Here is a 22,173-nt window from a genome sequence, read left to right on the forward strand (position 1 = left end):
CGATCGGCGGACCGATCGGTGCCGCGCTGGGGGCGGTGCTGGGGCAAGCGGTGGATCGCACGATCTTCGCACCGCCCGGGCGGCAGGGGCCGCGGTTGAGCGACCTGCGCGTCCAGACCTCCTCTTATGGCATGCCGATCGCCAAGGTGTTCGGCACGATGCGGGTGGCGGGATGCGTCATCTGGTCGACCGACCTGATCGAAACGCGCGGGCGGGCGGGCGGGGGCAAGGGGCAGCCGGCCACGACCACCTACAGCTATGCCGCGTCGTTCGCGGTGGCGCTGTCGGCGCGGCGGATCGCGGATGTCGGGCGGATCTGGGCCGACGGCAAGCTGCTGCGCGGTGCGGCGGGCGACTGGAAGAGCGCGACCGGGTTCCGGCTGCATCGCGGCGGCGAGGATCAGATGCCCGATCCGCTGATCGCGAGCCTGGAGACGGCCGCGCCCCGCGCATCGCGGCATCGCCTATGCGGTGTTCGAGAACCTGCAACTGGCGGACTTCGGCAACCGCATCCCGTCGCTGACCTTCGAGGTGATCGCGGATGCCGTGGCGCCGGACGTCGGCGCGATCGCGCGCGCGCTGGCGCCCGATGTCGTGACGGGCGCGGGGCCGGAGCAGGCGGTTGCCGGCTATGTCGCGGCGGGCGATACCGCGGCGGCGGCGCTGGGCACGCTGAGCGCGCTGGGCGGGGCGTGGCTGGTGCCCGACGGGCGTGCGATGCGACTGGCGGACCGGCTGGACGCGGATGCGGCGCTGACGCTGGACGAGGATGCGACGGTGGTCGAATCGCGGCGCCCGATCGAGACCGTGCCGCGGACGCTGGCGCTGTCCTATTACGATCCCGCGCGCGATTATCAGCTGGGGGTGCAGCAGGCGCGCCGCGGCGGCGGCGGATGGCGCGACGAGGCGGTCGAACTGCCGATGGTGTTGAACGCGGTGGATGCGCGCGGGGCCGCCGATGCGGCGCTGCGACGGGCCGAGCGCGGGCGGATCACGCGGCAGGTGACGCTGGACGCGACCGCGATCGGGATCGCCCCGGGTGCCGCGGTGCGGGGGGAGGGGACCGGGCTGTGGCGCGTGACGCGGGCGAGCGTCGAGGGGCATCGCGTCACGCTCGACCTGGTGCCCGGTGCGGTGGCGCCCGTCTTAATGGGGGCAGCGGATGCGGGGCGCGGGACGGTGGCGGCCGACATCGTCGTCGGCGCGACGCGGCTGATCGCGGCGGAGCTGCCCGCGCTCGACGATCGCCTTGCGGGCGAGCCGTCGCTGACCGTCTTCGCCGCGGGCGAGGCGGCCGGGTGGCGACAGGCGACGGTGCTGCTGAGCCGCGACGACGGTGCCAGCTGGGACGTGGCGGGCACGACCGCGGCACCCGCGGTGATGGGAACGCTGACCGCCGCGCTGCCGCGTGCGCCGGGTACGCTGGAGGATCGCACCGGCACGATCGAGGTGACGCTGGCGCATGACGCGATGCAGCTGGAGGCGATCACCGACCGCGCGCGCGATCGCGGCGGCAACCTGGCGCTGGTCGGCGAGGAGCTGATCCAGTTCGGCGATGCGGTACAGGTCACGCCACGGCGATGGCGGCTGTCGCGGCTGTGGCGCGCACGACGCGGCACCGTCGCTGCCGCGCATGCGACGGACACGCGCTTCGTCCTGATCGAGCGCGAGGCGATGCTGGTGGTGCCGCTGGCGGGGGCGGAGCCAGGCGCGACGGTGCGGCTGCTGGCGAGCGGCGTCGGCGACGTTGCGGGACCGGTCGCCGCCGCGGCGACGCTGACCGGCGTTTCCGTCGCGCCGCCATCGCCGGTGCGGTTGCGCGGCGCGCGGCGTGCCGATGGCACCGTGGCGCTGTCGTGGACGCGGCGCAGTCGGCTCGGCTGGTACTGGCGCGACGGAGCAGAGGTGCCGCTGGGCGAGGAAAGCGAGCGCTATCTGGTCACGATCGAGGATGGTGGCGCCGTGCGCACGATCGCCACCGGTACGCCGGACCTGATCGTGGCGGTCGGCAGCGCGCCGGTCGTCGTGTCGGTTCGGCAACAGGGGAATGTCGCGGCGTCCGCGGCGGCGATGCTCACGATCTAGGAGATGACGGATGGACGATGCGACCGCGCGGCTGGCGCTGCCCCTGCTGGAAGCGGGGCAGGCCCAGAAGGAGATCGCGCACAACGAGGCGCTGGCGATGCTGGACATCGCGGTACAGGCGATCGTGCAGGCCGGGCCGACCGACCAGCCGCCGGCGGCTCCGGCCATCGGCGCGTGCTGGATCGTGGGCACCGCGCCGCAGGGCGCCTGGGTCGGGCAGGCGGGGCGCGTGGCGGGATGGACCGGCACCGGCTGGCGCTTCGTCGTGCCGCAGCCGGGCTGGTGTGCGTGGGATGCGATCGCGCGGCAGGAATGGCGCCTGACGGCAGCCGGATGGGAGCGCGGCGTGGTGCGTGCCGAGCGGGTGACGATCGGCGACCGTCAGGTGGTCGGCGCACGGCGGCCCGCGATCCCGGATCCGCTCGGCGGTACCACGGTCGACGGGGAAGCGCGTGCGGCGCTGGCTAAGGTGCTGGATACATTGCGCCAGCACGGGCTGATCGAGCCCTAGGCACGGTGTCGGTCGCAATCGGAGGTGTGTCCAAAGCGCCACAGTGGCCGGCTTTTGTCAGCTTGTCGTGAAACCATCGTTCCGATACTGGGTTTGGCTGTCCGTAGTGACACCATGGAAAGGGGATTATGATGCGTAAGCTTGCCATTTTGGCGGCGCTTGCCTCCACCGCCCTCGCCACGCCCGCGCTTGCCCGCGACAAGGCGTGGTATGTCGGCGTGGAAGGCGGTGCGATGATCGTCGAGGATATCGACTATTCGATCGTCGGCGCCACCGGCTCGGGCCGTTCGGGCACGGCCACTGTCGACCACGACTACGGCTATGACGTCGACGGCGTCATCGGCTACGACTTCGGTGCGTTCCGTCTGGAGACCGAGGTCGGCTATCGTTCGGCGACGGTCGACGCGTACCGCAACACCGGCGTGACGCCGAACGGCGGGACCGGCCTGGCGGCCGGCACGTACAACGGCTTCGGCGGTCGTACCTCGGCGCTGAGCTTCATGGTCAACGGCCTGCTGGACTTCGGTCCGGACGACGGCCTTCAGGGCTTCGTCGGCGGCGGTGCGGGTGTCGCCCGCGTGAAGGCGACCGTCGATGCCAGCCGCGCCTATCGTCTGGTCGACGATTCGGACACGGTCTTCGCCTGGCAGGCGCTGGCGGGTATCCGCGCGCCGCTGAGCGAGAACGTCGACGTCTCGCTGAAGTACCGTTTCTTCAACGCCGACAGCGTCAAGCTGTTCGACCGCGTTGGCAGCGCGTATGACGGCCGCTTCCGCTCGCACTCGCTGCTGGGTGGCGTGACCTTCAACTTCGGCGCTCCGGAAGAGGCCGCTCCGCCGCCTCCGCCGCCGCCCCCGCCGCCGCCCCCCCCGCCCCCGCCGCCGCCGCCGCCGGAGGTGGTCTGCTCGCCGGGTCCGTTCATCGTGTTCTTCGAATGGGATAAGTCGGACGTCACCCCGGAGGCCGCGTCGATCCTCGACAACGCCGTCACCCAGTATCAGAACTGCCAGAACGCGCAGGTCATGCTGGCCGGCTACACCGACACGTCGGGTTCGTCGAAGTACAACGTGGGTCTGTCGCAGCGCCGCGCGGACTCGGTGAAGGCGTACATGGCGTCGAAGGGTATCCCCGACGGCGTGATGACGACCGAAGCGTTCGGCGAGACCCGCCTGCGCGTCGAAACCGCCGACGGTGTGCGCGAAGTGCAGAACCGTCGCGTGGAGATCACCTACGGTCCGGGTTCGGGCCAGTAAGGTCGGTCGCTTCGGCGAAGGAAATGAGGGAGGTCGGCATCCGCCGGCCTCCCTTTTTCTTTGTGGCCGTCATCGCGGACTCGCGGCGCGATCCGCGCGGCGGGGCGTTCTATTCCGACAGGGAGATGCCACATGACCGCGCCGCGTATCACCGGCCTGCTGGAAAGCGCGATCTACGTCGACGACATGGCGCGCGCCTGCGCCTTCTATCGCGACGTGCTGGAGCTGGCGGAGATGTTGGTCACTCCGCGGCTGACCGCGTTCGATGCCGGTGCCGGCGGTGTCCTGCTCGTCTTCGCGCGCGGTCAGTCACGCGACGACATGCCGGGAGCGGGCGGAACCATTCCCGGGCATGACGGGGCGGGGCCGCTCCACCTCGCCTTCGGCATCCCGGCCGATGCGGCACCGGCATGGCGCGCGCGGCTCGACGCCGCGGGCGTGGCGATCCGCAGCGAGGTGACGTGGCCGCGCGGCGGGATCAGCCTCTATGTCGACGATCCCGATGGCCATGTCGTCGAACTTGCCACGCCCGGGCTGTGGGCGAACGATGCCGACCGGCCGGGCGCGCGGTGACGGCTACGATACGGCCGTGTCCTGCGGCAGCGCCATCGCCAACCAGTCGGGCACCAACGCATCGCCGAGCGCCTCGACCCGGCGCAGCGTCACCATCCGGCCCAGATCGTCGTGTATCGCGCGATGCCGCGGATCACTCGCATCGACCGGTGCGACGACCAGCCGCCGGTTGACCTTCGCGCGGTGGTGCATGCGCGCGGTATTCTCCTGTCCGACGTAGCAGCCCTTGGTGAAGCTGACGCCGTTCAGCTCGCGTGCGTTGCACTCCAGCCACAGCCTCTCGCCCGAACCCAGCTCCGCCACGCCCTCCGCCACGCCCAGCGCCAGCCGATGCGCGTGCCAGCCCTCCACCGGCGCCGCAGGGGGCGCCAGCCAGCGCCAGCCGAGCGCGTCCAGCCGCGGATCGCGCGTCGCCCCCGTCTGGGCCGGACGATCGCGGCTCCAGTGGACCGCCAGCGCATCGTCGCGCGCGATCGTGATCGCGCGGCGCAGCCGGTACATCGACAGACGCCGCGCCAGCGCGTCCGCCTGCGCGCGCTCGACGTCCAGCAGCACGTCGTCGCCATCCGGCCAGACGATCATGTCGAACAATGCCTTGCCCTGCGGCGTCAGCAACCCGGCCCAGACCGGATGCGCAGTGGCCATGTCGTTGGTCAGCAGCCCTTGCAGGAAGCCGCGGACATCCTCGCCCGACAGTCGCAGCAACGCGCGGTCGGCCAGCATCGTTGGCGGGGTGGTTTCGTCCATCCCGGCAAGGTAGGGAGGCAGCCGATCCGACGGAAGAGCTAGAAAGGCGAGAGATGGCGACCTACGACCTCCTGCTGCGCGGCGGCACGGTGCATACCCCGGGCGGCGCGGTACGCGCGGACGTGGGCGTCCGCGACGGACGGATCGTCGCGATCGGCGCCAGCGGCGACGCGGGGCGCGTGGTCGACTGCACCGGGCTGGACGTGCTGCCGGGCGTGATCGACACGCAGGTCCATTTCCGCGAGCCGGGGCTGGAGCATAAGGAAGACCTGAAGACCGGCAGCGAGGCCGCGGTGATGGGCGGCGTGGTGGCGGTGTTCGAGATGCCGAACACCAAGCCCAACACCGATTCGGCCGAGGCGATCGCGGACAAGCTGACGCGCGCGAAGGGGCGAATGTGGTGCGATCACGCCTTCTACGTCGGCGCGACCAATCACAATGCGCGCGACCTGACCGAGCTGGAGCGGCTGCCCGGCACTGCGGGGGTCAAGATCTTCATGGGCGCCTCGACCGGCGACCTGCTGGTAAGCGAGGATGCGCGGCTGGCCGAGGTGTTGGCCCACGGCCAGCGCCGCGTCGCGATCCATGCCGAGGACGAGGACCGGATGAACGCGCGCACCGGCGAGCGCATCACCGGCGATCCCGCCTCGCACCCCGTATGGCGCGACGACGAGAGCGCGCTACTGGCGACGCGGCGCATCCTGCGGCTGGCGCGTGCGGCGCGGCGGCGGATCCACGTGCTGCACGTCACCACCCCCCGCCGAGCTGGAACTGCTGGGGCAGAACAAGGATATCGCCACCTGCGAGGTGACGCCGCAGCATCTGACGCTGGCGGGCGAGGAGGCCTATCCGCGGCTGGGCACGCTGGCGCAGATGAACCCGCCGATCCGCTCCGGCGCGCATCGCGACGGCTTGTGGCACTGGCTCAACCAGGGCGTGCCCGATGTGATCGGCTCCGATCACGCGCCGCACACGCTGGAGGAGAAGGCCAAGCCCTATCCCGCGTCGCCGTCGGGGATGCCGGGCGTGCAGACGCTGCTGCCGCTGCTGCTGGATCATGCCGCACACGGGCGGCTGACGCTCCAGCGCGTGATCGAGCTGACCAGCGCGGGCGCGCAGCGCGTGTTCAACATCACGGGCAAGGGGCGGATCGCCAAGGGCTATGACGCCGATTTCACGATCGTCGACCTCAAGAAGCGCTGGACGGTGGACGAGGCGTGGCTGGCGTCGCGCGCCGGCTGGTCGCCGTTCACGGGGATGGAGCTGACCGGCAAGGCGATCGGGACGATCGTGCGCGGTCATGTCGCGATGTGGGAGGATACGCTGGGCGACGCGCCGCTGGGCGCGCCGATCCGGTTCGAGGCGACCGAGTTCCCCGGCGGCGCGTGACCGCGGCCGGGCGGTGCGATCAGTGGGCGGGCTGCCGCGTCAGAACGGCAGCCACTTCGACGTTTCGCTGAACTTCATATAGCCGACGTTGACCCCGGCCCGCCAGCCGACGCCCAGCCGCACCGGGATCAGCACCACATTGCCGCTGCGCAGATAGGTCGCGGCGAACCCGCCGACGAAATACAGCCGCCCCTCCGCGCCCGGGAAGCGCTTGAACAGCTCCTGCGAATCGTAGAGGTTGTAAACGAGCACGAAGACCTTGTTGGCGTCGCCGCCGACGTCGAACCCGACCGATGGCCCGGTCCAATAAACCGGGCGCTGCCCCTCGACCTTGTGCGTCATGACGCCCGAACCGTAGCGCAGCCCCACCACGAACGCGCCCGCCGCCTCGCGCCCGGCGATATAGGCGTTGGGCTCGCCCTGGTCCTTCAGGATCTTCTCGATGATCTGCGCGAAGCCCTCCGCGCCCTTGCCGAACACGTCCTCGCCCGCGGCGATCAGGTCGTCGCGCTTATAGGTGTCCGCCGCGACGGTGGTGGCATTGGCGCGGGTTTCGGCGCCGGGGGACGGCACCGGCGGCGGGGGTGGTCACCTGCGCGCGCGGCGCCGGTGCCGGCGCGTCTGGGTAGGAGGGGGTCGGTGCGGGGGCAGGGGCGGGGCGCGAGCTGCGCGGTGCGACGTCGCCGTCGATCGCGGCGTTGGGATCGATCGTGCGGACCTGCGCCGCGGCGGGCGCGGTCAGCGCCAGACCCATGACCGCCAATGCGGTCCACCGCTTCGTCATCCCCATGATCCCCGCCATCTCACCCTCACCCGCCACGCGTCGTATCAGTCTAGCCACGAACAGGCTGTCGCCGCAATGAACGGGCGACGATGCGAGTCCGCGACGCGCCGGGTGGAATTTGCGCGCACACTCGGTTGATCCCGCGCCACGGCCTCGTTATAGCCCCACCCCACGCCGGACCCGGAGACGTGGGTGAGTGGCTGAAACCAACGCTTTGCTAAAGCGTCGTATGGGAAACCGTACCGAGGGTTCGAATCCCTCCGTCTCCGCCATCTGCTGCGAGCAGCGGAAAGCCAGCCTTTTCTCCACGCATCTGCCGGATTTGCGGCAGTCGCGCGGCACCCGTGGGCAGCGCAGCGAATGCGCACCCATCGCGCTCCCGGCGACGGCGTCCCGTCCGTCGCCGGTCCGGGGATGTTTGCCCTAGTAGCGCACGCGAAAATCGACGCCCAGGCGTCGCGGCGTCAGCACGCTGCGTGCGTAATAGCGCTCGACCACGCCCGTGCGGACCTGGTTGTACGAGCTGAGGTCGTTCGACACCGAGGTGATCGCATATTTGTCGAACAGATTGTCGCCGAACAGGCCGATGTCGAAGCGATCGGTGCGATAGGTAATCGCCGCGCGGTGCGTGACATAGCCGGGGATGACCTCGCCATTGCCGCGCAGCCCGACGCGCGAATAGATGTCGCCGATGTACGAAGTCGCCCAGGTCGCCTCCACCTCCGCGCCATGGTCGAGCGGGTGGGTATAGGTGACCTGCCCGCTGGCGGTGTGCTTTGCCGAACCGGGGAGGCGGTCGCCGGCGAAGGCATCGTAATTCTGCCCCTGGCTGACGATGATCCCCGGCGCGTCCTGCGTCAGCTTGGCATCGACATAGGAATAGGTGCCCTGCACCGACAGCCGCGGCGTGATCCGCAGCAGCGCCGACACATCGAAGCCCTGCGATCGCGCGTTGCTGCCGTTGACGGTGATGCCGACCGCGCCATTGACGGTCTGGCTGGGCACCTGAATGCCCTTCCACAGGATGCGATAGAGTGATGCGGTCAGCTGGAGCCGCTTGTCGAACAGCGTGCTGCGGGCGCCGACCTCCGCATTGCGGGTGCGATCGGGGGCATAGAACAGTTCGTTGGGCAGCGCGCAGACGTTCTGGACGTTGGTGTTCAGCGGCAGCACGCACGGCGCGACGCGGTTGACGTTGCCGGTGCGATAACCGGTGCTGTAGGTTCCATAGACCAGCAGCGCGTCGCTGAATTTATACGACGTATTCGCCTTCCACACCGTGCCGTTGGCGCCGGTATTGCCGCTCTTGATCCTGCTGGGCGCGAAGACGACCAGAGGATAGGGCGTGTTCTTGCTGAACAGCGGTGTGTCGGTGCCGCCCTGTGCGAAGGCGTCATATTCGAAATACCGCAGGCCCCCGGTTACCTGCCATGCATCGGTGATGTGCAGCGTGCCCTCGCCATACACCGCCTTTTCCTTGGTGCGCGTGTTGATGAAGGACATGTACTCCAGATTGTCCGGGCGATAGATACCGGCGAACTCGGGATAGCCCGGCACATATTCGCGATATTGCTGCTGCTGGCGCAGGTTGTTGTAGAAGCCGCCGATCACCCAGCTGAACGGGCCGCCATGCGTCGACACCAGCCGCACCTCGCCGTTGAACTGGCGATACTGGTTCGTCGACTGGTTGTAGGAGGAGAAGCCCGGAAACGCCTCATATCCGTAATCGAGGTCGAGCAGCAGGTCGGTGTTGTCGAACTGCGACACGATCTTCTGGTTGGTCAGCGCCGCGGTCGCGACCAGGTCGGCGACATGGCCCAGCCCCAGGTTGAACTCCGCGGCGTACAGGTCCGCCTTGCGGCTGCGCGGCTCGGCATAACGCCACGGCGCCTCGTAGCGCCCGGTGCCCAGCACGCCGGCGCCGTTCGCCTGCTGCCCGCCGGTGTCGGTGGTCTGGTGCGCATAGGTCAGGAACAGCTTCGCGGTCGCGCTGGCCTGGAGCAGCAACTGGTTGCGCGTGGTGAAGGTGCGCTCGTAGTTGAGATCCTTGCGGCGGTAGAAGTTGGCGGCATAGTCCGCCGGGGTGCCGAACGATCCCTGCGCCGCGGTGGTGCCGCGCACGGGCTGCGGGTTGGACACGCCCGGCTGCTGGAGCAGATAGGGATAGTCGATGAAGCCGGGATTGTCGTAATAGCCGGTGGCGGTGCGAAACGCGATGTGATCCGCCACGATCGGCAGGTTGAGGGTCGCGTCGCCGTTCACGCCGGGGCTGCTGCCATGCGCCACGCCGAAGTAGCGGCCGTGATATTCCAGCGAGATACGATCGGTCAACGGGCGGTTGGGCATGTAGCGGATCGCGCCGGACAGCGTGCCCAGCCCGTACAGCGTGCCCTGCGGCCCCTGCAGCACCTCGACCCGCGCCAGATCGATCAGCTTGAAGTCGAGGTACAGCGGAACCTCGCCCAGATAGATGCCCAGCGCGCTCTGGGCATTGGCGCCCGACGCGCTGGTGTCGGCGGAGGAGATGCCGCGCAGGATGACGTTGCCCGTCGACGACGGGCCGGTGTCGGCCACGGTCAGCCCCGGGGTGAAAGCGGCCAGTCCGCGCACGTCGTCGATGCGCTGGCGCGCCAGCGTCTCGGCGCCGATCGCGCTGATGTTGATCGGGGCGTCCTGCAGCGTCGTCTCGCGCCGCGTCGCGGTCACGATGATCTCGTCGCCGGCGCCGTCCGGCGCGGTTTGCGCCAGCGCCGGCGCGGCGACCAGGCCGGCCAGGAAGCTGGCGCCCAGCAATGCTTTACGAAACGATGTCCCAGCCACGTCGACCCCCTTGCTCGTGAGCGTGTCGCCTGGCGGCATCTCTCCTTCGTGGCGCGCTGGTCTGTGCCGGCACCTTGTCATGTTGCGAGGCGCGACGTTGTCGTCGTCGCCCCATCGTCGACGCCGGCTGGTGTATGGCGATCAGGCCCACCAGCGACGGCGCCGGACATGTTCCCGTTCCCTGCGTCGTCACCGTCGTTGCGGCACCGACCCCGCTAACGGTATGGATATTACCTAATCCGTCAAGCGTAATATTTGTGCGGTGCGCAACCTTGGGAACGTAATACCGGCGCCCGTGTGGCGACCGATTTTCAACCCCGGATATCCCGGCCGAATCGTTATTACAGAAAACTCATCACGTAATAATTTTCCGGTGGACAGGTCGGCGCGATGCCGCAATGCTGCATTGCGAAAGGGGACCGAATCATGCGCACGATGATCGGCAAGGCGATGAGCGTCGTTGGCCTGGGGGCGGCGATCGTTCTCGCCTCCTGCTCGCCCAAGTCGGAGGGACCGGCGGCACCGCGGACCGAGTTCAGGATCGGCTGGTCGATCTACGCCGGCTGGATGCCCTGGCCCTATGCGCAACAGGCCGGGATCGTGAAGAAATGGGCCGACAAATACGGCATCAAGATCGATGTCGTGCAGGTCAACGACTATGTCGAGTCGGTCAACCAGTATAACGCCGGCAAGTTCGACGGCGTCACCGTCACCAACATGGATGCGCTGACCATCCCCGCCGCGGGCGGCAAGGATACCAGCGCGATCATCGTCGGCGATTATTCGGACGGCAACGACGGCGTCCTGCTGAAGGGCGCGAACAACCTCGCCGCGATCAAGGGGCGGCAGGTCTATCTCGTCGAACTCTCGGTGTCGCACTATCTGCTGGCGCGCGCGCTCGACTCGGTGGGGATGAAGCCCAGCGACGTGCGCACCGTCAACACGTCGGACGCGGACATCGTCGGCGCCTTCGGCAGCCCGGACGCGACCGCCGCGGTCGCCTGGAACCCGCAATTGTCGGTGATGAAGACGCAGCCGGGAGTCGGCGAGGTCTTCAGCTCGAAGCAGATCCCCGGCGAGATCCTCGACCTGATGGTGGTCGACACCAGGACGCTGAAGGCGAACCCCAATCTCGGCAAGGCGCTGACCGGCATCTGGTACGAAACCGTCGCGCTGATGAAGCGGCCGGATGCGCAGGGCGCGGCGGCGCGTGCCGCCATGGCGAAGCTGGCCGGCACCGATGCGGCGATGTTCGATCGCCAGTTGGCTACCACCCACCTCTACGATCAGCCCGCCGCTGCGGTGGCGGCGACCGATGCGCCTGCGCTGATGACGACGATGACGCGGGTGCGCGACTTCAGCTTCGCCCGCGGGCTGTTCAAGGGCGCGGCCAATGCCGATGCGGTGGGCATCGCTTTCCCGGGCAATCGCACGCTGGGGGACAAGCAGCATGTCACGCTGCGCTTCGACGACAGCTTCATGAAGCTCGCCGCCGACGGCAAATTGTGACCGAGGGGGCGGGGGAGCACGCGCCATGCGCTGGGTAAGCCATCGGCCGTCGCGCGGTGCGCGCACGTTGCTGGGCGCGCTGCCGATCGCGATGCTGCTGCTGGTCTATCTGATCGCCGCCGCGTCGCGCCATGCGGCCGATCCGACCGACAAGGTGCTGCCGCTGCCCGATGCGATGCTGCGCGCGATGGCGGCGCTGGTGACGCAGCCCGATCCGCTGTCGGGACAGCTGGTGTTCTGGGCCGATACGCTCGCCAGCCTGCAACGGCTGGGGCTGGGGCTGGGGATCGCCACTGCGGCGGCGCTGCTGGTCGGACTGGTGCTGGGCGTGTTGCCGCCGGTGCGCGCGACCTTCGCGCCGCTGGTCACCGCGATCGCGGTGATCCCGCCGATCGCGTTGTTGCCGATGCTGTTCATCGCGCTGGGGCTGGGGGAGACGGCCAAGGTCGCATTGATCGTGGTCGGCATCGCGCCGGTCATGGTGCGCGACATCGCCGCGCATGTCGCCGCCTTGCCGCGCGAGCAGATATTGAAGGCGCAGACCTTGGGCGCGTCGAGCTGGCAGATCATGACCCGCGTCGCGCTGCCACAGGCGATGCCGCGGCTGGTACAGGCGGTGCGGCTGTCGCTCGGCCCCGCCTGGGTGTTCCTGATCTCCGCGGAGGCGATCGCGTCCGACGTCGGGCTGGGCTATCGCATCTTCCTGGTCCGCCGCTATCTCGCGATGGACGTCATCATCCCATATGTCGCGTGGATCGCGCTGCTGGCCATCGCGATGGACGTCGCGCTGGTCCAGGCCGACCGCCGCCTGTTCCCCTGGGCGCAGGGGGGCGGTCGATGAGCACGATCCTCTCGCTGCGCGATATCTGGGTCGAATATGGCGACAAGATCGTGCTGGAGCGCGTCAATCTCGACATCGCCGCGGGATCGTTCGTGTCGATCGTCGGCCCGTCGGGGGCGGGCAAGAGCAGCCTGTTGCGGCTGCTGCTGGGGCAGGAAGCGCCGACGCGTGGAGCGATCCTGCTCGACGGCATTCCGCTGCGCGCCGAATGTGATCCCGACCGCGGCGTCGTGTTCCAGCGCTATTCGGTGTTTCCGCACATGAATGTGCTGCGCAACACGCTGTTCGGGCTGGAATGCGCGCAGGCACCGCTGATCGCACGGCTGTTCGGCGCCCGTCGCCGCGCCGCGGAGGAAGAGGCGGTGGCGATGCTCGACGCCGTGGGTCTGCGCGACAGCCTGCATCTCTACCCCGCGGAAATGTCGGGCGGGATGCAGCAGCGGCTGGCGATCGCGCAGGCGCTGATCAAGCGGCCCCGCATCCTGCTGCTCGACGAGCCGTTCGGCGCGCTCGATCCCGGTATCCGCGCCGATATGCACGCGCTGATCACGCAATTGTGGCGCGACCATGCGCTGACCATCGTCATGGTGACGCACGACCTGCGCGAGGCGTTCTCGCTCGGCACGCGCGTGCTGGCGCTCGACAAGCGCCGGCACGATCCGCACGCGCCGCACCGCTATGGCGCGACCGCGGTGTACGACCTGCCGCTGACCAAGCGCGTCGATCCCGATATTACGATTGACGATGAACGTAATAATATGGAGGGTGTCGCATGACCTCCGATTCCACGACTCTCGCCCGGCTCAGCATGAGCTTGCCGGCCGAACTCTTCCGCCAGCTCGACGTGATGGTGGAGGAGCGCGGGCTGCCGTCGCGCTCGCGGCTGATCTCCGAGCTGATCCGCCACGCGCTCGCGGAGCATGATGCCTTCACCCATCCGGACAAGATGCTCGCGGGCACGTTGACGCTGGTCTATCGCGGTGATCGCGGTCGCGTGCGTCACCAGCTGGCGCAGATGCAGGCGGATTACCTGAAAGAGGTGATCTCCTCGCAGCACGTCTTCCTGGAGGACGATCAATCGCTGGAGGTGCTGCTGGTGCAGGGGCCGGCGGTGCGGCTGAAGGAGCTGTGCGACGCGCTGCGCCGCGTCCGCGGGGTGCAGCAGCTCCAGCTCGTCACCACCACCTCGCTGCTGCCGCCGCTTCACGAACAGGGGGACGACGCATGACCGCGATTCTCGCCGATCCGCTCGCCGCGCGCGACCATGCGCGCGCCATGGCCGGCACCGTGGTGGAGGCGATGCCGGTGCTGCCGCCGATCGCCGACGACCTGCCGGATGGCGTCGATGCCGCCGATCTGGTGTGGGAGGAGACGATCGCCGCCGGCGGCTATGCCACACGCCGCCTGTCGCGCGGATCGCGCCTGCGGCTGATCGACGTGAAGGGCGACGCCTGCGCCTCGCTGCTGGTGTTCAACGCCGACCTGCCGACCGAGCGGCTGAACGTCGCCGACACGGTCAAGGTGCAGTGGAACGCCTATCTCGGCGCGGGCAAGCTGCTGCTGTCCGACATGGGCCGCGTTCTGATGAGCATCGTCGCCGACGACGCGGGCACGCACGACTGTTTCTGCGGTCCGTCGACGCCGGCCAGCAATGCCGCGCGCTATGGTGACGGCAGCAACAGCGGCGCGCAGCCCAGCGCGCGCGACCGCTTCCTGCTGGGCGTCGCCAAGCACGGGCTGGGGCGACGCGACGTCCATCCGTGCATCAATCTGTTCAAGGGCACGCGGATCGAGGCGGACGGCACCGTCACCCCGCTGGTCGGTCCCTATGCGCTGGGCCGCAGCGTGACGCTGCGCGCGGAGATGGACGTGATCCTCGTCCTCGCCAACTGCCCGCACGTCCTCGATCCGCGCGACGCGTACACCGTCACCCCGCTGCGCGCGACCGCATGGCGTGGGCCGGTGACGCCCGAGGACGACGCCATCCGCACCGCGACGCCGGAGGGGCTGCGCGCCTTTCAGAACGTCGAAGACTATTTCCGCCGCTGAAGGAGGACAGCATGAGCGCCGATCCCCATCTCGCGGGCCTTCCCGGCCCGGTCGTCCACGACGCCATCGTCCCGGCGCGCGCGCCTTGGCGCCATCGGATCGAGCGCGGCCAGACGCTGCGCATCGTCGATCTGGAGGGCAATCAGGCGGTCGATTTCCTGCTCTATGCCGCGGCGGACGATGCCGAACGCTACAGCGCGCAGGACACGATCGCGGCGCAGGGCAATCTGTTCCTGCGCACCGGCAGCGTGCTGCGCTCCAGCGAGGGGCGCGCGATGATGACGATCGTCGCCAGCGCGGTCGACTATCACGACACGATCGGCGGCGCATGCTCGTGCGAGTCCAACACCTTGCGCTACGGTCACCACACCAAGGCGCAGCATGCCTGTGTCGAGAATTTCCTGGAGGCGAACCTCGCCGACGGGCGCGGCAAGCGCGACATCGTGTCGAACATCAACTTCTTCATGAACGTGCCGGTCGAGGCCGATGGCGCGCTGGGCATCGTCGACGGCATCTCCGCCCCCGGGCTGACGATCGATTTGCGCGCGGAGATGGACGTGATCGTCGTCGTTTCCAACTGCCCGCAGATCAACAACCCCTGCAACGCGTTCAACCCCACCCCCGTGCGCATGATCGTCGCGGCATGACGGCGCTTCGGACCGTCCTGATCGCCAATCGCGGCGCGATCGCCACCCGCATCATCCGCACGCTGCGCGCCATGGGGCTGCGCTCGGTCGCGGTCTATTCGGAAGCGGACGAGGCATCGCTCCATGTCGCGCAGGCGGACGAGGCGGTGTGCATCGGCCCCGCGCGCGCCAGCGACAGCTATCTCAACATCCCCGCGATCATCGACGCGGCGAAGCGCACCGGCGCGGACGCGATCCACCCCGGCTACGGCTTCCTCGCCGAGAATGTCGAGTTTGCCGAGGCGTGTGCCGCCGCCGGCATCGTCTTCATCGGCCCCACCGCAGACAACATCCGCACCTTCGGCCTGAAGCACAGCGCGCGCGCGCTGGCCGCGGCGCATGGCGTGCCGCTGGCACCGGGCACCGACCTGCTGACCGACGAGGCGGCGGCGGTCGCGGCGGCGGACGCGATCGGCTTCCCCGTGATCCTGAAGGCGACCGCGGGCGGCGGCGGCATCGGCATGCGCGTGTGCGAGGATGTCGATGCCGTGCGCGACGGTTTCGCCACCGTGGCGCGGCTGGGCAAGGGCAATTTCGGCGACGCCGGCGTGTTCCTCGAACGCTACGTCCGCCGCGCACGCCATGTCGAGGTGCAGATCTTCGGCGACGGCAAGGGCCGCGTGCTGCCATTGGGCGAGCGCGACTGCTCGCTCCAGCGCCGCAACCAGAAAGTGGTCGAGGAGGCGCCCGCGCCGCTGCTCCCCGACCATGTCCGCACCGCGCTGATCGCGGCGGCGGTCCGGCTGGGCGAGGCGGCGCGCTATCGCTCCGCCGGCACGGTCGAGTTTCTGTACGATGCGGAGCGCGAGGAGTTCTTCTTCCTCGAAATGAACACCCGCCTCCAGGTCGAACATGGCGTCACCGAGGAGGTGATGGGCGTCGATCTGGTCGAATGGATGATCCGCGGCGGGGCGGGCGACTTCGCGTTCCTCAATCGCGAGGTGCCGGTGCCGCAGGGTCATTCGGTGCAGGTGCGCCTGTATGCGGAGGATCCCGCGCTCGACTATCGCCCCACCTCCGGCACGCTGACCAACGTCGCCTTCCCGGCGGAGGCGCGCGTCGAGACATGGTGCATGGCGGGCAGCGAGGTCAGCGCCTGGTACGATCCCATGCTCGCCAAGCTGATCGTCCACGCCCCCACCCGCGATCGGGCGGTGGCGGCGATGCAGGCGGCGCTCGACGCGACCCGCATCGACGGCATCGAGACCAATTTGCGCTGGTTGCGCGACGTCGTCCGTGCGCCCGCCTTCATCAGCGGTGAGGTATCGACGCGCGCGCTCGACGCGATCCCCTATCACCCGCGCGCGATCCGCGTGGTGAGCGGCGGCACCGCGACGACGGTGCAGGACTGGCCGGGGCGGCAGGCGATGTGGGCGGTGGGCGTGCCGCCATCGGGGCCGTTCGACGACCAGTCGTTCCGCGTTGGCAACCGCCTGCTCGGCAATGCGGAGGGCACCGCCGGGCTGGAGGTGACGATGATCGGCCCGACGTTGTCGTTCACCGCACCCGCGCGCATCTGCCTGACCGGGGCCGATTTCCGCGCGACGCTGGACGGCGCGCTTATCGAGCGCGGCGTCGCGATCGACGTGCGCGCGGGGCAGACGCTGGCGCTGGGCCGCGCCACCGGCGGCGGGATGCGCGGCTATATCCTGTTCGCGGGCGGGCTGGACGTCGCGCCCTATCTCGGCAGCCGCGCCACCTTCGAGCTGGGGCAGTTCGGCGGCCATGCCGCGCGCCGCCTGCTGGCGGGCGATACGATCCATCTGGGGGACGAACCCGTTTCCGATGTCCTCACCGCGGCCGCTTTGCCCGCGCTGTCGACCGAATGGACGCTGCGCGTCCTCTACGGCCCGCACGGCGCGCCCGACTTCTTCACCGATGGCGATATCGCGACCATCGTCGATGCGGAATGGCAGGTCCATTACAACAGCAACCGCACCGGCGTCCGCCTGATCGGCCCCAAGCCGCACTGGGCGCGCACCGACGGCGGCGAGGCGGGGCTGCACCCGTCGAACATCCACGATAACCCCTATGCGATCGGCGCGGTCGACTTCACCGGCGACATGCCGATCATCCTGGGGCCGGATGGTCCGTCGCTGGGCGGGTTCGTCTGCCCGTTCGTGGTGATCGCCGCCGACCGTTGGAAGATCGGGCAGCTGATGCCCGGCGACACGTTGCGCTTCGTCCCCGTCAACATCGACGACGCGACCATGGCGGACACGCTCCAGCGCCGGCTGGTGGCGAACGGCACCGCTGCCGATGCCGGCCCCGCACGCCCGATCGCGACGCTCTCGCCGATCCTCGCCGAATTGCCGGCAGGGGGAGGGCGCCCGCGCACCGTCTATCGCCAGCAGGGCGACCGCAACATCCTGGTCGAATATGGCCCGATCGTCCTCGACATCGAGCTCAGGCTGCGCGTCCACGCGCTGATGGTCGAGCTGGAGCGGATGGCGCCCGCCGGGATCGTCGACGTGGTGCCGGGCATCCGCTCGCTTCAGGTCCATATCGATGGCCAATCGCTCGACCAGCGCGCCGCGCTCGCGCTGCTGATCGATGCCGAGGACCGGCTGGGTGACCTGGAAACTTTCGCGATCCCTTCGCGCATCGTCCATCTGCCGCTCAGCTGGCGCGACCCCGCGACGATCGAGACGATCGAGAAATATATCGGTGCGGTGCGCGACGATGCGCCGTGGTGCCCGGATAATGTCGAGTTTATCCGCCGCATCAACGGCTTGCCCGATGCCGCCGCGGTCGAGAGCCTGATCTTCGACGCCAATTACCTCGTGATGGGGCTGGGCGACGTCTATCTCGGCGCGCCGGTGGCGACCCCGATCGACCCGCGCCACCGACTGGTGACGACCAAGTACAATCCCGCGCGCACCTGGACCCCGCCCAATGTCGTCGGCATCGGCGGCGCCTATATGTGCATCTATGGCATGGAGGGGCCGGGCGGGTATCAGCTGTTCGGCCGCACCATCCAGGTGTGGAACACCTATCGCCAGACCGATGCCTTCATCGACGGCAAGCCGTGGCTGCTGCGCTTCTTCGACCAGATCCGCTTCTATCCGGTCAGCGCGGAGGAGCTGGTGGACTGGCGCCGCGACTTCCCCAGCGGGCGGCGCTCGATCCGGATCGAGCCGTCCGAGTTCCGCCTGTCCGACTATCGCGCCTTCCTGAAGGACAATGCCGATGACATCGCCGCGTTCGAGGCGCGGCGGAAGGCGGCGTTCGACGCGGAGCGCGCCGATTGGGAACGCCGCGGCGAGTTCGATCGCGTCGCCGACCTCGCGAAGGAAGAGACACCCCCCGCCGCCGCGATCGAGGTGCCCGCGGGCGCCGATGTGATCGAGGCGCCGTTCGGTGGCAGCGTGTGGAAGCTGCTGGTCGCCGCCGGCGACACGGTGGAGGCGGGCGACACAATCGCGGTGATCGAGGCGATGAAGATGGAATGCCCGGTCGAAAGCCCCGCCGCGGGCACGATCGCCGCGCTCTATATCGAGGAGCGCCAGCCGCTCCAGCCCGGCTCGCCGCTGCTGGCATTGCGGGCGCACGCATGACGGCTCGCTTTCACGCCGCCGCGATCGCCGCCGATGTGGCGGTGGGCAGCACCAGCGCGATCGCGGTGGCGCAGGAGGTGCTGGCGCGCCTCGCCGCCTATGACGCGATCCAGCCGCAGGTGTGGATCAGCCGCGTCGCCCCCGACGCGCTGCTCGACGCCGCGCGCGCGATCGATGCGCGCGTCGCGGCGGGCGAGCATCTGCCGCTCGCGGGTGTGCCCTTTGCGGTGAAGGACAATATCGACGTCGCCGGGCTGGAGACGACCGCGGCCTGCCCCGCTTTCGCCTATCGGCCACAGGCGTCGGCGACCGTGGTCGATCGCCTGCTCGCCGCGGGCGCGCTGTGCGTCGGCAAGACCAACCTCGACCAGTTCGCGACCGGGCTGGTCGGCACGCGCTCGCCTTATGGCGCGCCGCGCAATGCCCACAATCTGGCCTATGTCAGCGGCGGGTCCAGTTCCGGATCCGCGGTCGCGGTGGCGGCGGGGCTGGTGGCATTCGCGCTCGGCACCGACACCGCCGGGTCGGGGCGTGTCCCCGCCGCCTTCAACCACCTGATCGGGTTCAAGCCCAGCAAGGGCCGCTGGAGCACGCAGGGTCTGGTGCCCGCGTGCCGCACGATCGATTGCATCACCGTCTTCACCGACGATACCGCCGATGCGCGGCTGATCGACGGCGTCATCGCCGGGTTCGATGTCGCCGATCCCTTCTCGAAACCGCTGGCGGATCGCACCGTCCTGCCGCGCCGCATCGGCGTGCCGCGGCGCGACCAGCGCGTCTTCTTCGGCGATGCCCAGGCGGAATATCTCTACGAGCGCGCGCTCGCCACGCTGGCCGGTATCGGCGAGCTGGTGGAGATCGACATCGATCCGCTGCGCGAGGCCGCGCAACTGCTCTACGGCGGCCCCTGGGTCGCGGAGCGCACCGCCGCGATCGCCGGACTACTGGCGCGCGATCCAGACGCGATCGACCCGGTGGTACGCGAGGTCGTGGCGCCGGGCGCGAACATCGATGCGGTCACGCTGTTCCGCGGCATCTATCGCCTCGCCGAGCTGAAGCGCGGGGCGGACCTGATGTGGCAGGATATCGACCTGCTCGCCTTCCCGACGACCGGCACCACCTATCGCGTCGCGGAACTGGCCGCCGCGCCGATCGCGCTCAACAGCAACCTGGGCGCCTATACCAATTTCGTGAACCTGCTCGACATGGCGGCGGTCGCGGTGCCCGCGGGCGCGCGCGACAATGCCACCGGGTTCGGCATCACGCTGATCGGTCCGGCCGATACCGACCGCGCGCTGCTCGACGTCGCCGACACCTATCTCGCCGCGGCGGCGCTGCCGCCATCACCCCCGCTCGACAAGGAGGGCCGAATGGACACCGTCAAACTCGCCGTCGTGGGCGCGCATCTGAAGGACATGCCGCTCCACTGGCAGCTGACCTCGCGCAACGCGACCTTCGTCGGCGCATTCGAGACCGCGCCGACCTATCGCCTCTATGCCATCGCCGACAGCGTGCCGCCGAAGCCCGCGCTGGTCCATGACGAGGACGGTGCCGCGATCCAGCTGGAGGTGTACGAACTGGGCGTCGCCGAGTTCGGCAGCTTCACCGTCGAGGTGCCCGCCCCGCTCGCGATCGGCACCGTGACGCTGGCGGACGGCAGCAGCGTCAAGGGCTTCGTCGCGGAACCGCGCGCGCTGGCGGGCGCGCAGGACATCACCGCGCTGGGCGGCTGGCGCGCCTATATCGCGCAGCGCGGCTGAGATGCGGCGTCTTCTTCTCGCACTCGCGCTCGGCGGTGCCACTCCGGCATGGGCGCAGACCGAACAGGTCATCGCGGTCCCCGGCTTCGCCGATTTCCTCGCCGTCGATGGCGACGCGGTCTGGGCCACCAACAAGGGGCGGGTCGAACGCTGGTCGCGTGACGGGCTGACGGCGACGGTCCCGCTGGCGCATCCGTGCGGCGCGATGGCGTTCGATCGTGACACCTTGTGGGTCGCCGACTGCGACACGCGCACGCTCAACCGCATCGACGCGCGCGCGGCGAAGCTGGTGACCGCCATTGCGACCGGCGTCGCCGCACCCGACGGCGAACTGAACGTCGTCGCCGGCGCCGGCTCGGTCTGGATCGCCAGCGATGCCACCGGCGCGGTGGCGCGGGTCGATCCCGCCACGGACAAGGTCGTCGCCACGATCGCCGTGACGCCGGGTACCTCCTACCTCGCCTTCGGCCTCGACGCGCTTTGGGCGGTCAGCCTCAAGGGACGAACGCTGCAACGGATCGACCCCGCCACCAACAAGGTCGTCGCGACGATCCCGCTCGGCGCGAAGCCCGGCTTCCTCACCGCCGGCGAGGGCGCGGTGTGGGTGCAGGAACAGGGCGACGGCACCGTCGCGCGGATCGATCCTGCGACCAATGCGGTGACCGCGCGCGTCAAGGTCGGCGCGACGCTCGCCTATGGTGACATCGATACCGGCGGCGGCAAGGTGTGGCTGCGCACCACCGAGGAGCAGACCTTCGTCGTCATCGACGCGCAGACGCTCGCGATCGAGGCACGCGTCGGCAAGCCGGTCGGCAGCGGCGCGCTACGCTATACGCCGGCGGGCGTGTGGACGAGCGCGCACGATCACCACACGCTGTCGTGGTGGCCCGAACCCGCGACGATCGGAAAATAGGCCGCCCTTCATTTCGGCGAACGGCGGACCTTCAACGATCCTCACTGTCATGCCGGGCTCGTTCCGGCATCCACCGTACCGCAAGCGCGGACCGGTCGAGGCCTCTGCGAAACCCTCCTGTTCCCCGGCGAAGGCCGGGGGCCAGTAACGGTCGGCTCGTAAGATGCGAAAACAGCCCGTAACTGGACCCCGGCCTTCGCCGGGGAACAGGCGATGAAGGCTTTGCAAAGCCTACGCGACCGCCCAAGCCCACGGTCATGCAACCGCGATGGCGCGCCACGACCCGTGCTCCTGCCTTCGCAGGAGCACGGCAGCGTCGATCAGCGCGTCGCGGCGAGTTGCGCGGCGGGACCGAGCGAGGCCTGGCGCGATTCGATCTGCTGGCGGATGTCGGCGATCACCTGTGCCCGGCAATTGCGCGCCTTGTCCGCCAGCGCGAGATGGACGCTCGCGAGCCGCTCGTCGCCGCACACCGCCTGTGCCGCGGCGTCCATGCGGATCGCGAGGCGCTGCTGACCGTCGGCGGTGGCGAGATCCAGTCCCTTGAGCTGGAGCACCGCGGCGTCCTTCGCCAGCGGATTTTCGGAACCGGCGGCGTTCGCCGCGCCCGCACATGCCAGGCCGAGTGCGGCCATGGCCATGAAACCGACCTTCATCATCCTCTCCTCGCGTCTCGTCTCGACGGCCGCTCGTCCA

Annotated in this window: 16 protein-coding genes, 1 tRNA gene and 2 pseudogenes; 15 read left to right on the forward strand and 4 right to left on the reverse strand. The window is 69.4% G+C overall.

Annotation, left to right across the window (positions count from 1 at the left end; all coding sequences use genetic code 11):
- Positions 1-471 precede the first annotated feature (471 nt).
- From PGN14_RS03930 to PGN14_RS03945, 4 genes are all read left to right on the forward strand, one after another.
- Positions 472-2,085, forward strand: coding sequence for a GTA baseplate fiber-binding domain-containing protein (locus PGN14_RS03930; protein ID WP_335298130.1), 1,614 nt, complete (start codon positions 472-474; stop codon positions 2,083-2,085).
- Between the two features lie 10 nt (positions 2,086-2,095).
- Complete coding sequence (locus PGN14_RS03935; protein WP_335298131.1) at positions 2,096-2,596, forward strand: DUF2793 domain-containing protein; 501 nt, start codon at positions 2,096-2,098, stop codon at positions 2,594-2,596.
- A 131-nt stretch (positions 2,597-2,727) separates the two neighbouring features.
- On the forward strand, positions 2,728-3,849 hold the full coding sequence (locus tag PGN14_RS03940; protein WP_335298132.1) for an OmpA family protein: 1,122 nt from the start codon (positions 2,728-2,730) through the stop codon (positions 3,847-3,849).
- Between the two features lie 132 nt (positions 3,850-3,981).
- The gene (locus PGN14_RS03945; RefSeq protein ID WP_335298133.1) at positions 3,982-4,422 is read left to right on the forward strand and encodes a VOC family protein; all 441 of its coding nucleotides are present in this window, start codon (positions 3,982-3,984) and stop codon (positions 4,420-4,422) included.
- A 3-nt stretch (positions 4,423-4,425) separates the two neighbouring features.
- On the opposite strand, the gene ygfZ is transcribed toward PGN14_RS03945, so the two are convergent.
- Positions 4,426-5,169, reverse strand: coding sequence for a CAF17-like 4Fe-4S cluster assembly/insertion protein YgfZ (gene ygfZ / locus PGN14_RS03950; RefSeq protein ID WP_335298134.1), 744 nt, complete (start codon positions 5,167-5,169; stop codon positions 4,426-4,428).
- 53 nt (positions 5,170-5,222) lie between these two features.
- Between ygfZ and PGN14_RS03955 the strand changes: the two are divergent.
- Positions 5,223-6,558 (forward strand): annotated as a pseudogene (locus tag PGN14_RS03955) (dihydroorotase).
- A 39-nt stretch (positions 6,559-6,597) separates the two neighbouring features.
- Here the strand turns inward: PGN14_RS03955 and PGN14_RS03960 are convergent.
- Positions 6,598-7,342 (reverse strand): annotated as a pseudogene (locus PGN14_RS03960) (DUF1134 domain-containing protein).
- Positions 7,343-7,524: 182 nt separating this feature from the next.
- On the opposite strand from PGN14_RS03960, the gene PGN14_RS03965 reads away from it, so the two are divergent.
- Positions 7,525-7,614: transfer RNA gene (locus PGN14_RS03965), tRNA-Ser, on the forward strand.
- Between the two features lie 151 nt (positions 7,615-7,765).
- On the opposite strand, the gene PGN14_RS03970 is transcribed toward PGN14_RS03965, so the two are convergent.
- A complete protein-coding gene (locus PGN14_RS03970; RefSeq protein ID WP_335298135.1) occupies positions 7,766-10,162 on the reverse strand; it encodes a TonB-dependent receptor in 2,397 nt (798 codons plus the stop codon).
- Positions 10,163-10,588: 426 nt separating this feature from the next.
- Here PGN14_RS03970 and PGN14_RS03975 point away from each other — a divergent pair, with 426 nt between their 5' ends.
- From PGN14_RS03975 to PGN14_RS04015, 9 genes are read left to right on the forward strand one after another with little or no spacing between them, the layout of a single operon-like run.
- Entirely contained in the window at positions 10,589-11,671 is a 1,083-nt protein-coding gene (locus PGN14_RS03975) for a putative urea ABC transporter substrate-binding protein (protein ID WP_335298136.1), read from the forward strand.
- Between the two features lie 25 nt (positions 11,672-11,696).
- Positions 11,697-12,512 (forward strand): ABC transporter permease, encoded by an 816-nt coding sequence (locus tag PGN14_RS03980; RefSeq protein ID WP_335298137.1) that lies wholly within the window; start codon positions 11,697-11,699, stop codon positions 12,510-12,512.
- On the forward strand, positions 12,509-13,288 hold the full coding sequence (locus PGN14_RS03985; RefSeq protein WP_335298138.1) for an ATP-binding cassette domain-containing protein: 780 nt from the start codon (positions 12,509-12,511) through the stop codon (positions 13,286-13,288). Before PGN14_RS03980 ends, PGN14_RS03985 begins: the two co-directional genes overlap by 4 nt.
- Positions 13,285-13,740, forward strand: coding sequence for a CopG family ribbon-helix-helix protein (locus PGN14_RS03990; RefSeq protein WP_335298139.1), 456 nt, complete (start codon positions 13,285-13,287; stop codon positions 13,738-13,740). The genes PGN14_RS03985 and PGN14_RS03990 overlap by 4 nt, the downstream gene beginning before the upstream one ends.
- Positions 13,737-14,561: an urea amidolyase associated protein UAAP1 gene (locus PGN14_RS03995; protein WP_335298140.1), complete on the forward strand. Its 825-nt coding sequence runs from the start codon at positions 13,737-13,739 to the stop codon at positions 14,559-14,561. Before PGN14_RS03990 ends, PGN14_RS03995 begins: the two co-directional genes overlap by 4 nt.
- Before the next feature lie 11 nt (positions 14,562-14,572).
- Positions 14,573-15,208 (forward strand): urea amidolyase associated protein UAAP2, encoded by a 636-nt coding sequence (locus tag PGN14_RS04000; protein ID WP_335298141.1) that lies wholly within the window; start codon positions 14,573-14,575, stop codon positions 15,206-15,208.
- Positions 15,205-18,804, forward strand: a complete 3,600-nt coding sequence (uca, locus tag PGN14_RS04005; protein WP_335298142.1) for an urea carboxylase — start codon at positions 15,205-15,207, stop codon at positions 18,802-18,804. Before PGN14_RS04000 ends, uca begins: the two co-directional genes overlap by 4 nt.
- Positions 18,801-20,564 carry an allophanate hydrolase gene (atzF, locus tag PGN14_RS04010; protein WP_335298143.1) on the forward strand — a complete coding sequence of 588 codons (1,764 nt, stop codon included), beginning with the start codon at positions 18,801-18,803 and terminating at the stop codon, positions 20,562-20,564. Before uca ends, atzF begins: the two co-directional genes overlap by 4 nt.
- Before the next feature lies 1 nt (position 20,565).
- On the forward strand, positions 20,566-21,477 hold the full coding sequence (locus PGN14_RS04015; RefSeq protein ID WP_335298144.1) for a Vgb family protein: 912 nt from the start codon (positions 20,566-20,568) through the stop codon (positions 21,475-21,477).
- Positions 21,478-21,797: 320 nt separating this feature from the next.
- Here PGN14_RS04015 and PGN14_RS04020 read toward each other — a convergent pair whose 3' ends face one another.
- Positions 21,798-22,133, reverse strand: a complete 336-nt coding sequence (locus PGN14_RS04020) for a UrcA family protein (protein ID WP_335298145.1) — start codon at positions 22,131-22,133, stop codon at positions 21,798-21,800.
- Positions 22,134-22,173: the final 40 nt, after the last annotated feature.

This window comes from Sphingomonas adhaesiva (assembly GCF_036946305.1).
GTDB lineage: Bacteria > Pseudomonadota > Alphaproteobacteria > Sphingomonadales > Sphingomonadaceae > Sphingomonas > Sphingomonas adhaesiva_B.